The sequence below is a fragment of the Nocardioides abyssi genome, from assembly GCF_030412915.1.
Classification (GTDB): domain Bacteria; phylum Actinomycetota; class Actinomycetes; order Propionibacteriales; family Nocardioidaceae; genus Nocardioides; species Nocardioides abyssi.
The window spans coordinates 95,338-107,471 of the sequence record NZ_JAUHJR010000009.1; the positions used below are offsets into that span (position 1 = coordinate 95,338).

General features: G+C 73.8%; 14 protein-coding genes. All 14 read right to left on the reverse strand.

What is annotated here, in order from left to right:
* Positions 1–95: 95 nt before the first annotated feature.
* Positions 96–818 carry a GNAT family N-acetyltransferase gene (locus QWY29_RS17500; RefSeq protein WP_300962404.1) on the reverse strand — a complete coding sequence of 241 codons (723 nt, stop codon included), beginning with the start codon at positions 816–818 and terminating at the stop codon, positions 96–98.
* Complete coding sequence (locus tag QWY29_RS17505; protein ID WP_300962405.1) at positions 805–1,740, reverse strand: RluA family pseudouridine synthase; 936 nt, start codon at positions 1,738–1,740, stop codon at positions 805–807. The genes QWY29_RS17500 and QWY29_RS17505 overlap by 14 nt, the downstream gene beginning before the upstream one ends.
* A complete protein-coding gene (gene lspA, locus QWY29_RS17510) occupies positions 1,737–2,297 on the reverse strand; it encodes a signal peptidase II (protein ID WP_300962406.1) in 561 nt (186 codons plus the stop codon). Before lspA ends, QWY29_RS17505 begins: the two co-directional genes overlap by 4 nt.
* On the reverse strand, positions 2,270–2,749 hold the full coding sequence (locus tag QWY29_RS17515; RefSeq protein ID WP_300962408.1) for a TraR/DksA family transcriptional regulator: 480 nt from the start codon (positions 2,747–2,749) through the stop codon (positions 2,270–2,272). Before QWY29_RS17515 ends, lspA begins: the two co-directional genes overlap by 28 nt.
* Before the next feature lie 157 nt (positions 2,750–2,906).
* The gene (locus tag QWY29_RS17520) at positions 2,907–3,653 is read right to left on the reverse strand and encodes a DivIVA domain-containing protein (RefSeq protein WP_300962409.1); all 747 of its coding nucleotides are present in this window, start codon (positions 3,651–3,653) and stop codon (positions 2,907–2,909) included.
* 153 nt (positions 3,654–3,806) lie between these two features.
* Positions 3,807–4,097 carry a YggT family protein gene (locus QWY29_RS17525; protein WP_300962410.1) on the reverse strand — a complete coding sequence of 97 codons (291 nt, stop codon included), beginning with the start codon at positions 4,095–4,097 and terminating at the stop codon, positions 3,807–3,809.
* A 12-nt stretch (positions 4,098–4,109) separates the two neighbouring features.
* A complete protein-coding gene (locus tag QWY29_RS17530) occupies positions 4,110–4,625 on the reverse strand; it encodes a cell division protein SepF (protein WP_300962412.1) in 516 nt (171 codons plus the stop codon).
* A 58-nt stretch (positions 4,626–4,683) separates the two neighbouring features.
* Positions 4,684–5,382: a YggS family pyridoxal phosphate-dependent enzyme gene (locus tag QWY29_RS17535; RefSeq protein WP_300962413.1), complete on the reverse strand. Its 699-nt coding sequence runs from the start codon at positions 5,380–5,382 to the stop codon at positions 4,684–4,686.
* The gene (locus tag QWY29_RS17540; protein ID WP_300962414.1) at positions 5,379–6,098 is read right to left on the reverse strand and encodes a purine nucleoside phosphorylase YfiH/LACC1 family protein; all 720 of its coding nucleotides are present in this window, start codon (positions 6,096–6,098) and stop codon (positions 5,379–5,381) included. The genes QWY29_RS17535 and QWY29_RS17540 overlap by 4 nt, the downstream gene beginning before the upstream one ends.
* 14 nt (positions 6,099–6,112) lie before the next feature.
* Positions 6,113–7,348: a cell division protein FtsZ gene (gene ftsZ / locus QWY29_RS17545; RefSeq protein ID WP_300962415.1), complete on the reverse strand. Its 1,236-nt coding sequence runs from the start codon at positions 7,346–7,348 to the stop codon at positions 6,113–6,115.
* Positions 7,349–7,611: 263 nt separating this feature from the next.
* Positions 7,612–8,379 carry a cell division protein FtsQ/DivIB gene (locus QWY29_RS17550; RefSeq protein ID WP_300962416.1) on the reverse strand — a complete coding sequence of 256 codons (768 nt, stop codon included), beginning with the start codon at positions 8,377–8,379 and terminating at the stop codon, positions 7,612–7,614.
* Positions 8,372–9,745, reverse strand: a complete 1,374-nt coding sequence (gene murC / locus QWY29_RS17555; RefSeq protein WP_300962417.1) for a UDP-N-acetylmuramate--L-alanine ligase — start codon at positions 9,743–9,745, stop codon at positions 8,372–8,374. The genes QWY29_RS17550 and murC overlap by 8 nt, the downstream gene beginning before the upstream one ends.
* The gene (gene murG, locus QWY29_RS17560; protein WP_300962418.1) at positions 9,742–10,821 is read right to left on the reverse strand and encodes an undecaprenyldiphospho-muramoylpentapeptide beta-N-acetylglucosaminyltransferase; all 1,080 of its coding nucleotides are present in this window, start codon (positions 10,819–10,821) and stop codon (positions 9,742–9,744) included. Before murG ends, murC begins: the two co-directional genes overlap by 4 nt.
* 6 nt (positions 10,822–10,827) lie before the next feature.
* The gene (ftsW, locus tag QWY29_RS17565; RefSeq protein WP_300962419.1) at positions 10,828–12,129 is read right to left on the reverse strand and encodes a putative lipid II flippase FtsW; all 1,302 of its coding nucleotides are present in this window, start codon (positions 12,127–12,129) and stop codon (positions 10,828–10,830) included.
* Positions 12,130–12,134: the final 5 nt, after the last annotated feature.

Below are 12,134 nucleotides of genomic sequence, written 5' to 3' on the forward strand. Positions count from 1 at the left end.
GGCGTCGATCCTGGGGGAAGGACGTCAGGTTACTCGACGGCCGGACCCGATGCTGGCACTCACCGCCGACAGTCCCGCCGGGCGTGACGCACCCGTCAGCGGTTGGACGCGGCCGCGTCCAGGGAGGCGGTGATGATCGCGTCGACGACGGGGACGAGCCGGTCGGCGCCGAGCGCGGGGGCGCGGCGGGCGACCCGCTCGGCGACCTCCCGCTCGCGGGCGGGGTCACGCGTGCGGTCGGTCTTCAGCGGCTGGATCGCCCGGGTCAGGGCCGCCCGGCGGGCCAGCAGGTCGCCGAGCTCCTCGTCGACCTCGTCGACCAGCCCGCGGAGGAAGCGCAGCGGCTCGCGCCCCGGCCAGGCCAGGCGCACGTCGGGCGCCCGCTCCTCGTTGGCGGACCCGTCGGTCTCCTCGAGCTCGACGAGCCCGTGGCGGGCGTAGAACGCGCGGGCCGGGGTGTTGGAGGCGAAGACCCACAGGCAGAAGCCGTCCGCGAGCCGGTCCTTCACGACGTCGAGCAGCAGCGAACCGATGCCCTGGCGGGCGGCCGACGGGTCGACGTACAGGTCGTCGAGCCAGGTCGCGGTGTGGCGCGCGTAGCCCACGACCCGCTCCCCCGCCTGCGCGACCCACACCTGGTCGGCACCGATGCGGGTCGCCAGGAACGGGGCGAGCGTGCTGTCGGGGTGGGCCGGCTCGGGCATCGGCGCGGCCCGGCGGGCGCGCAGGTGGACGGCGGCGATCGCGCCCGCGTCGCCCGGCACGGCCGGGCGGACCGTCACCTCGTCCGGACCGGTCCCGGGCTCAGTGGGCGTCACGGATGACCTCGAGCGCGTGCGCCAGGTCGGCGGGGTACGTCGACTCGTAGCTCACCTGCTCGCCGGTCTCGGGGTGCTCGAAGCCGAGCCGCACCGCGTGCAGCCACTGCCGCTCCAGGCCCACCCGTCGGCCCAGCGTCGGGTCGGCGCCGTAGGTCATGTCGCCGACGCACGGGTGCTTGAGCGCGGCCATGTGCACCCGGATCTGGTGGGTGCGGCCGGTCTCGAGGTGCACCTCGAGCAGGCTGGCGAACCGGTGCGCCTCGAGGGTGTTGTAGTGCGTGACGCTCGGGCGGCCGTCGGCCATCACCGCGAACTTGTAGTCGGCCTTGGGGTGCCGGCCGATCGGGGCGTCGACGGTGCCCTCCAACGGGTCCGGGTGGCCCTGCACGAGCGCGTGGTAGGTCTTGTCGACCGTGCGGTTGCGGAAGGCGTTCTTCAGCACCGAGTAGGCGTGCTCGGACTTGGCGATCACCATCACGCCCGAGGTGCCGACGTCGAGGCGCTGCACGATCCCCTGGCGCTCCGAGGCGCCGCTGGTCGCGATGCGGAAGCCGGCGCCCGCGAGGTGGCCGACCACCGTCGGGCCGGACCAGCCGGGCGAGGGGTGCACGGCGACGCCGACCGGCTTGTCGATCACCACGATCGCGTCGTCGTCGTGGATGATCCCGATGCCCTCGACGATCTCCGGCACGACCTCGAGCGGGTCGACCATGCTCGGGATCGTCACGTCGATGACCGCGCCGGGCAGCACCCGGTCGCTCTTGCCGATCTCGGCCCCGTCGAGGCGCACGTGGCCCTCGGCGATCAGGTCGGCGGCGCGGGTCCGCGACAGGCCGAACATCCGCGCGATGGCGGCGTCGACGCGCTCGCCGGCGAGGCCGTCCGGGACGCTCAGGCTGCGGTGGTCGACCTGGGTCATGCGTCGTCTCCGTCTCGGCTGCCGTCGATGCGCACGCCGCGGAACGCCTGGAGCAGGATCAGCCCCGCCGCGACGTTGATGCAGATGTCGGCCACGTTGAAGACCGGCCAGTTGGGCAGCATGAACATGTCGATCACGTGCCCGCGCAGCGGCCCGGGCGAACGCAGCAGCCGGTCGGTCAGGTTGCCGACGATGCCGGCCAGCAGGACGCCGAGCGCGACCGCCCAGACGACGTTGCCGACCCGGCGGGCCAGCCACAGCACCACGACGGCGGCGCCGGCCGCGATGCAGGACAGCACCACGGTGTACTCCGTGCCGGTGCTGAACGCCGCACCCGGGTTGCGCACCAGGTGCAGGACCAGCAGGTCCCCGACCACCTCGACGTCGGGGCGCCCGGTCAGGTGCTCGACGGCCAGGACCTTGGAGACCACGTCCACGGCGTACAGCACCGCGAAGACCGCGGCGAGCAGCAGCCGGAGGCGGAGCCTGCGCGGCGTCGAGGGTACGGCGGGACGGTCGGTGTCGTCGCTCAGCGACGTTCCTCGCGCTGCTTGCATGGCATGCAGAGTGTCGCACGCGGGAAAGCCATCAACCGCATCTTGCCGATGGGTTCGCCGCACGACTCGCACACGCCGTACGTCCCGTCGTCGATGCGGCCGAGCGCCCGGTCGATCTGCGCGACCTTCTCCCGCTCGTTGTTGAGCACGGTGAGCTCGTGGTCGCGCTCGAAGGACGTCGACCCGATGTCGGCCTGGTCCTGCCCGGCGCCGTCCCCGGAGTCGCGCATCAGCCCGGTCAGCTCGTCGTCGAGCCCCTCGATGATCGTCGCGCTGTGCTCGCGCTGCTGGTGCAGCTCGTCGATGACCTCGGCGAGCTCGGCGCTCGTCCAGGCCTCCTCGCCCTCCTTGACGACCAGGCTGGCCAGCGGCGCCTGGTCCGCTGCCGCCTTCGTGCTGGCCGCTCCCTTGCCCGCCGCCTTCGCGGTGGTCCTCCCAGCGCTGCCTGCCATCGGTCCTCCTCGGGCCGGTCCCGGTGACGTGGGGCCACCGTGTGGGCGGAGGTTAGCGGAGCGCGGGGGCCACGCCAACCGCACCCCGGACGCGACGGACGGCCGACCCCAGTGGGGCCGGCCGTCCGGAGGTCCTACGTCGCAGCTGTGGTGCTGCTCAGCTCTCGTCCTCGCCGAGGATCGAGCGGAGCCGCTTGGGGGCGGGCTGCTCGTCGGTCGGCGCGGCGCTCTCGGCGGAGCCGAGGGCCTCGAGCTGCTGGGTGAAGTAGGTCTTGAGGCGGGAGCGGTACTCGCGCTCGAACGAGCGGAGGGTCTCCACCTCGTTGCTGAGGCGGTCGCGCTCGCGCTCGAGCTCACCGAACATCTGCTGGCGACGCTCGGCGGTCTCGGAGTCGAGCATCTGCGCGCGGGTGCGGGCGTCGGACTCGAGGCGGTCGGCCTTCGACTTCGACTCCGACTCGAGGCGCTCGGCCTTGGTGCGGGCCTCGCCGACGATCTTGTCGGCGTCGTTCTTGGCCTCCTCGACGAGCTCGTCCGCGTTGCGCGTGGCGATCTCGAGCAGGCGCGCCGCAGCGTTGGAGGCCTGCGGGACCGTCTCGACGCGGATGGTCTCCACGGGGCCACCGACGGCAGCGGCGACCGGCTGCTGCGCGACCGGCTCCGGCTCGGGGGCCTTCTCGGCGACCGGCTCGGGAGTGGGCTCCGGCTGGGCCACCGGCACCGCCTGGGTGCCCGACTGCACGGAGGACAGCTTCGCCCGGAGGTCGTCGTTCTCCTTCGTGAGCCGCGCGAGCTCGGCCTCCACCTCGTCGAGGAACTGGTCGACCTCCCCCATGTCGTAGCCCTCGCGGAGCCGGACAGGAGTAAAGCGCTTGTTGCTCACGTCCTCAGGCGTCAGCGGCATGACCTCACCCATTCGTTGTCGTGTCGGTTGTGGCAGAGCGTCTGGCAGCTGCTCCGTCGAACAATAGCGTCTGGCCTGGGACAGGTGTGACTCGACGAGAGACGCCGGTCACCGGGGCCGGACGCGCCAGGTTCTCGACGGCTCTCGAAGGCTCTAGTAGGCCAGTCCGCGGAAGATGTTGAGCAGGACCCAGGCCAGGATCATCACGAGGATGAAGCTCAGGTCCAGCGCCACGCTCCCCAGCCGCAGCGGCGGGACGACGCGGCGCAGCGCCTTGATCGGCGGGTCGGTGATCGAGTAGACGACCTCGAGCAGCACCAGGAGCGGGCCCGAGGGCGACCACGAGCGGGCGAAGACCTGCACCCAGTCGACGATGAAGCGCACCCACAGCAGTGCGACGAACGCCCAGGTGAGGCCGTAAGCGATCTGCCAGACGGCGTTCAAGTACCCCTCAGCTCAGCTCTGGTTGAAGAAACCGCCCTCGGCGATCCGCTGCTTGTCCTCCGCGGCCACCGAGACGTTGGGCGGCGACAGGAGGAACACCTTGTTGGTGACGCGCTCGATCGTGCCACGGGTGGCGAAGACCAGGCCGGCAGCGAAGTCGACGAGCCGCTTGGCGTCGGCGTCGTCCATCTCCGAGAGGTTCATGATGACCGGGACGCCCTCGCGGAAGTTCTCCCCCACGGTGCGCGCCTCGTTGTAGGTGCTCGGGTGCAGGGTCGTGATCCGGCTGAGCTCGGCGACCACGCCGGGCGCGGGCACCGAGGCGACCGGCGCCACCGGGCGGCGGCGCTCGGCGAGGTCCGCGACGGGAGCCGGGCCGGCGGGACGAGGCCGCTGGGCACGCGCTGCCGCGGCGACGGGCGTCGTCTCCTGGGTGTGGTAGTCGTCGCCGTCGTACTCGTCGTCGTACCGGCCGGTGTCCTCGAGCAGGCCGAGGTACTCGCCGATCCTGCGCATCGCGCCGCTCATGGGTGTGACCTTTCGGGACTCAGCGCCCGCGAGGGGCACTCCTTGGATGAATCGGACACTACTTGCCCGTGGGCCTCGAACCGAGGACCGCCGAGCCAATCCGCACGTGTGTCGCGCCGAGGCGCACCGCGTGCTCGAGATCGCCGGACATGCCGGCGGACAGCCAGGTCGCCGCCGGGTGCTCGGCGACGAACGCCGCCCGCACCTCGGCCAGCCGGGCGAACGCCGTCGCCGGGTCCTCCCCCAGCGGCGCCACGGCCATCAGGCCGCGCAGCCGCAGGTCCTGCTCCTGCTCGACCCGGGAGGCCAGGGCCCCCAGGTCGTCGGGGTCGACCCCCGCACGGCCCTCCCGGCCGGGCGGGTCCAGGCTCACCTGGAGCAGCACGTCCATCGGCTGCTCCCGGCCGGCCGCGCCCCGGGCGAGCGGACCGACCAGCTTGGCCCGGTCGACGGACTCCACGACCGAGGAGTACGCCGCCACGGCGGCCGCCTTGTTGGACTGCAGCCCGCCGATGAAGTGCCACCGCAGGCCGAGGTCGGCACACTCCTCGGCCTTGGCCTGGGCCTCCTGGTGGCGGTTCTCCCCCACGTCGGTGACCCCGAGGTCGGCGAGCAGGCACACGTCGGAGGCCGGGAAGAACTTGGTGACCACGACGAGGGTGACCTCGTCGACGTCGCGACCGGCCTCGGCGCACGCGCCGGCGACCCGCTCACGGACCGCGGCCAGGCCGGCGGCGAGCTCGGCCCGCCTGCTCACGCGACCCTCCGGACCAGGCCGGCGTGGCGCCCCGCGCCCCGGCCGTCGCGCCGGTGGGAGTAGAGGTCGGGCGACTCCACCGTGCAGCGGGAGACGTCGACGACCTCCACGCCGAGGCGCTCGAGCTGGGCGCGGACACCCGCGCCGAGGTCCAGGGACGGCGTGCCCCACGTCGTCGTCGCGACCGTCGTCGGCTCCACCGACCCCACCTCCTCCTGCATCTGCTCCGGCACCTCGTAGCAACCCCCGCACACGTGCGGGCCGATCCACGCGACCACGTCGGCCGCACCCAGCTCACGCATCCGCTCCACCGTCGCCGGGACGACCCCGGCCGCCACCCCGGCCCGGCCGGCGTGGGCCGCGCCCACGACCGTGCCCCCGGACAGCAGCACCGGCACGCAGTCGGCCGCGCGGACCATCAGCACCACGTCGGAGCGGGTGGTGACGATGCCGTCACCGGGCACGCGCTCGACCGGTCCGTCCGCGGTGACGACCTCGCGGCCGTGCACCTGCCGCAGGTCGGCCAGGCCGGCGTCGGGGGCGAAGTCCGCGAGCACCCGGCAGAGGTTCTCCGCACGGGCCTCCTCGGGGTCCTCGCCCTCGATCGCCAGGTCCAGCTCGTCCCACGGCGCGGCGCTGACCCCGCCGAGCCGGTCGGTGAAGGCGAGCTCCACGGACCGGCCAGCAGGGCCGTGCGTCGTGCGGAAGGCGTACACGGTGCTCCTGCGGCTTACTTCAGGAAGTCCGGGACGTCCAGCTCGTCGTCGTCGAACTGCACCTGCCGCGGCGCCGGGCGCTGCGCCTGCTGGGGCTGGGCCTGGCCCTGCTGGCCCTGGTACCCCTGCTGGCTCGGGGCCCCCTGCGGGCGGGTGGCCGCGGCCACCGGCTCGCGCTGCTCCTGGCGCGGCGCCTCCTGGCGACCGGCCGCGAGCGCCTGCGCGGCGTTGCGGGTCTCCTCCTGCGACTGCTGCGGCTTGGGCTCGCGGCGCAGCACCGTGCCCTCGTCGCGACGCTTCGGCGTCCCCCCGTCGAAGCCGGCGGCGATGACCGTCACGCGGACCTCGTCACCGAGGGCGTCGTCGATGGTCGCACCGAAGATGATGTTGGCCTCGGGGTGGACGGCCTGCGCGACCAGGGCCGCGGCCTCGTTGATCTCGAACAGGCCGAGGTCGGAGCCGCCGGCGATCGAGAGCAGCACGCCGTGGGCGCCGTCGATGGACGCCTCCAGCAGCGGGCTGGAGACCGCCATCTCCGCGGCGGCGACCGAGCGGTCCTCGCCCCGGGCCGAGCCGATGCCCATGAGCGCGGAGCCGGCGTTGGCCATGACCGACTTGACGTCGGCGAAGTCGAGGTTGATCAGGCCCGGGGTCGTGATCAGGTCGGTGATGCCCGAGACGCCCTGGAGCAGCACCTGGTCGGCCTGCTTGAACGCGTCGAGCACCGAGACGTTGCGGTCGCTGATCGAGAGCAGCCGGTCGTTCGGGATGACGATGAGGGTGTCGACCTCCTCGCGCAGCGCGGCGATGCCCTCCTCGGCGGAGTTGGCGCGGCGGCGGCCCTCGAAGGCGAACGGCCGGGTGACGACACCGATGGTCAGGGCGCCCAGCGAGCGGGCGATGCGGGCGACGACCGGCGCACCGCCGGTGCCGGTGCCGCCACCCTCGCCGGCGGTCACGAACACCATGTCGGCGCCCTTGATGACCTCCTCGATCTCGTCGGCGTGGTCCTCGGCGGCACGGCCGCCGACGTCGGGGTTGGCGCCGGCGCCGAGGCCGCGGGTGAGCTCGCGGCCGATGTCGAGCTTGACGTCGGCGTCGCTCATGAGGAGGGCCTGGGCGTCGGTGTTGATCGCGATGAACTCGACACCCTTGAGCCCCACCTCGATCATCCGGTTGACGGCGTTGACGCCGCCACCGCCGATGCCCACGACCTTGATGATGGCCAGGTAGTTCTGTGCAGCTGCCACGGCGGCTTCGCCTTTCGATGGAGGTCGGTACGGGTCTGGGTGCGACGCGGCGCGGGTGGTGGCCCGCGCGGGGAAGTCGTCCGACTCGGCGTGTCCGCAACTCTGACCCTCAGGTGGAGGGTTATAGTTATGTCAACCTCGTCGTGCGGACGACACTAGGCAGCACACCCGGTCCGATCCGGGAGGACACGCCGCGTGTCGCGCGTGTCGTGCCTCCCGTCGTGTGTGCCGCGTCGGGGCGTGCCGCGTCGTGCGGGGACGGGTCAGTCGTCGCCGCAGACGGCGGGCTGGGTGCAGACGGTGGGCTGGCCCGGGACGGAGACGTCGTAGATCGGGGCCTCCTGGGCGGCGAGGAGGCCGGCGAGGACCTCGGCCTTCTGCTCCGAGGCGTCCGAGCTCCCCCACCGGACGGTGCGGCCGTCGCGCATCGCCAGCGAGACCTGGTCGATCGTGCGGACCTCGACGTGGTCGACCGCGGCGGCGAGCTCCTCGGGCAGGGCCGCGACGATCGCGGCGGCCTCGACGAGCGCGTCGTCGGCGACGTCGGCCGAGACCTGCACGCGCGGCAGGCCCGGAGGTGCCTTGCGGAAGCGGTCGAAGACCACGCCCTCGGCGTCGAGCCCGCGGACGTCGCCGCCGATCGCGACCACCGCCACCGGCGTGCGCTCGGTGACCTCGACCAGCACCTTGTCCGGCCACTGCCGCGACACGTCGACCTCGCGCACCGGCGCCAGGGTCTCGACCCGGGCCTCGATGGCCGCGAGGTCGAGCGTGGCGAGCGGCTCCCCCGTCGGGACGGCGGCCGCGCTGCGGACCTCGCCGGTGCTGAGCCGGTCGGTGCCGCGCACCTCGACGCCCTGCACGGCGAGCCGCTCGGAGAAGAACACCAGCCACAGCCCGCCGACGAGCAGCGCGAGCACCAGCACCACCGCGAGCACGAGCCGCCAGCGGCGTCGCCGGCCGGCCCGCTGCCGGCGGACGAACCGGCGGCGGGTGCGCTCGAAGGTGTCGGTGCTCGACCGGTCAGCCATGGTCGGCCAGCAGCTCCAGCACGAGGGGGCCAACGGTGGTGATCGTGCCGGCGCCGAGCGTCAGCACCAGGTCGCCGGGGCGGGCGCGGCGCGCGAGCTCGGCGGCGACGTCGGCCAGGTCGGGCACGAACGCGACCCGGTCGGCCGGCAGCGGCACCGAGCCGGCGACGTACGCCCCGGTGACGTCGGGGTCGGCCTCCTCGCGGGCGAGGTAGACGTCGGTGAGCACGACCTCGTCGGCGGCGCCGAGGGCCTGACCCATCGCCTCGCCGAAGATCCGCGTGCGCGAGACCAGGTGCGGCTGGAAGGCGACGACGAGCCGCCCCTCCCCCGCCAGCGCGCGACCCGACTGCAGGTCGCCGATGATCTCGGCGGGGTGGTGGGCGTAGCTGTCGTAGACGCGGACGCCGCCGGCCTCGCCCTTGCGCTCCATCCGCCGCTTCGTCCCGGTGTACGCCGCCAGGCCGGCCGCCAGCGCGGCGTGGTCGAGCCCGAGGGCCAGCCCGGTGGCCAGCGCGGCCAGCGCGTCGGCGAGGTAGTGGTCGCCGGGCGACCAGAGCGTGATCCCCGCGAGCGCGTCCGGGCCGACGTCGACCGAGTCCGCAGCGTCGGCGCGGGTGGAGACGGTGACGACGCGGCGGCCGAGGGCCCGGTGCCGCTCGGCCAGCGCCGCCGCCCCGGGGTCGTCGACCACGCAGACGAGGAACCCGTCGGGCGAGACGGTGTCGGCGAACTCGTCGAACGCGGCGGCGTACGCCTCCGGGGTGCCCCACTGGTCGAGGTGGTCGGCGTCGACGTTGGTGACGACGGCGGCGTGCGGCGCGTAGTGCAGGAACGCGCCGTCGCTCTCGTCGGCCTCGGCGACGAAGAGGTCGCCGCTGCCCTCGGCCGCGTTGGTGCCGGTGGCGGCGAGCTCGCCCCCGACCGCGTAGGTCGGGTCGGCGCCGGCGGACTGGAGCGCGACGGTCAGCAGCGAGGTGGTGGTGGTCTTGCCGTGGGTGCCGGCGACGGCGACGACGCGGCGACCGGCCATGACCGAGGCGAGCGCGGAGGAGCGTGGGAGGACGCGCAGGCCGCGGCGGACGGCCTCGACGTACTCCGGGTTGTCCTCGCGGACCGCGGTGGAGACCACGAGGGTGTCGGCGTCGCCCACCTGGGCGGCGTCGTGGCCGACGAAGACGGTCGCGCCGGCCTCGCGCAGGGACGCCAGCGTGGCGCTGTCGACGCCGTCGCTGCCGCTCACCCCGATGCCGCGGGCCAGCATGATCCGGGCGATCGCCGAGAGGCCGGCGCCGCCGATGCCGACGAAGTGGACGCGGCCGAGCTCCTCGGCGGGCGGGACGACGTCCGGGACGGGGATCCTCACGCGCCGGCCCCGCCGACCTCGAGCACGATGCGGGCCAGCTCCTCGTCGGCGTCGCGCGGGACCAGGCCGCTGGCGGCCGCGCTCATCGCGGCGAGCCGCTCGGCGTCGTGGGCCAGGCCCGGGACGGTCGCCGCGACCCACTCGGAGGTGAACGCCGCGTCGGAGACCAGCAGCGCTCCCCCGGCGTCGACGACGGGCCGGGCGTTGTGCTCCTGCTCGCCGTTGCCGATCGGCAGCGGCACGAAGACCGTGGGCACGCCGGACGCGGCGGCCTCGGTGACGCTGTTGGCGCCGGCCCGGCAGACCATCAGGTCCGCGGCGGCCAGCGCGAGGTCCATCCGGTCGACGAAGTCGACGACGACGTACGGCGTGCCGGTCGCCACGGGCGTCGCCTCGCCCTTCGGGCCGACGACGTGCAGCACCTGCACGCCGGCCGCACCGAGGGCCTCGGCAGCACCGGAGACCGACTGGTTGAGCCGGCGCGCGCCCTGGGAGCCGCCGGTCACGACGAGCGTGGGCAGGTCGGGGTCGAGCCCGAAGAAGGCCCGCGCCTCGGCCCGCAGCGCCGGCCGGTCGAGGGTGGCGATCATCCGGCGGATCGGCAGGCCGACGTACTCCGCCTTGGGCAGCGGCGTGTCGGGGAAGGACACCGCGACACGACGCGCGACGCGCGCCCCGACCTTGTTGCCGATGCCGGGCAGGGCGTTCTGCTCGTGGACGACGACCGGCACCCCGCGACGGCGGGCGGCGAGGTACGCCGGCACCGACACGTAGCCGCCGTAGCCGACGACCACGTCGGGCCGGACCCGGTCGAGCACGTCGTTGGTCGCGCGGACGGCCGCGCGCAGCCGGGACGGCACGCGCAGCAGGTCGCCGCCGACCTTGCGGGGCAGCGGCACCGGCGGGATGAGCTCGAGGGGGTAGCCGGCCTCGGGCACGACGCGGTTCTCCAGCCCGCGGGGCGTGCCCAGGCAGGTGATCTCCACGTCGGGCCGCAGCCGCTTGAGGGCATCGGCGGTGGCGAGCAGGGGCGAGGTGTGGCCGGCGGTTCCACCGCCGGCGAGCAGGACGCGCATCGCGGGTCAGCCTACGAGCGAGCGGCCGCGCTCGCGCTTGCGGTGCGCGAGGGCGCGGGCCGCCTCCGGCTCGCGGCGGGCGAAGCCGATGAGCAGGCCGAGGGCCACCAGGGACGGGAGCAGCGCGGACCCGCCGTAGGAGACCAGCGGGAGCGGGATGCCGATGACCGGCAGCAGGGCCAGCACCATGCCGACGTTGATGATCATCTGGCCGATCAGCCACACCACGATGCCGAAGGTGCAGTAGCGCACGAACGGGTCGGCGGTCTCGCGGGCGACCCGGAGCGCGGCGTAGGCGATGGTCAGGAAGAGCCCCACGACGAGCAGCGTGCCGACCAGGCCGAGCTCCTCGCCGAGCACGGCGAAGATGAAGTCGGTGTGGGCCTCGGGCAGGTCGCCCCACTTCTGCTGGCTGGCGCCGATGCCCTGGCCGAAGACGCCGCCGGTCGAGAGCGCGTACAGGCCGTGGGCGGGCTGCCAGCCCGCGTCGTGGTAGTCCTGGAAGGGGTCGACGAAGTTGGTGATGCGCCCCAGCCGCTCGGAGCTGGTGGAGGCGATGAAGATCGCCAGCACGCTGAGGATCGACAGGCTGAAGGTGAAGAAGCGCGCGGGCGCACCGACCACCCACAGCAGGCCGAGCAGGATCGCCATGAAGACCAGCGCGGTGCCGAGGTCGCGGCCCACGACGACGAGCGCGGTGGCCAGCAGCAGGCCGGGGACGACCGGCACCATGATCTGGTGCAGCTGGCCGAGCCGGCGCTCCTTGTTGGCGTAGGTCGCCGCGGCCCAGATGACCAGGGCCAGCTTGGCGATCTCCGAGGGCTGGATCTGGATCGGGCCGAGCGCGAGCCAGTTCTGGTTGCCGTTGACGGTGACGCCGAGGAAGGCGGTCATCAGCAGCAGCACGAGCGCGACGAGGTACGCCGGGAACGCGAGCCGCTTGAGCCAGCGCGTGCTCATCCGGCTGGCGACGTACGCCGCCGGCAGGCCCAGCGCGACCCACATGAGCTGGCGGGTGACGATCGCGTAGGAGTTGTCGAAGACGCGGAAGGAGTACACGCTCGACGCGCTCAGCACCATGATCAGACCGATGGTGAGCAGCAGCCCGGACGCGCCGAGCAGCAGGTAGTAGGCCGTCAGCGGCTTGTCGAGCGCCTCGCGGACCGCCGCGAACCAGGCGAACCGACCGGTGCGCGGCTCGGCGGCCTCGGCGGGCTCCCGGGCCGTCGGGGACGTGCGGGACTCCCCCGGCTCACGGCTCGGCCGGCCGGCCGACCGGCTGCTGGGCGGCTCGACGGTGGTGGACACGGCCC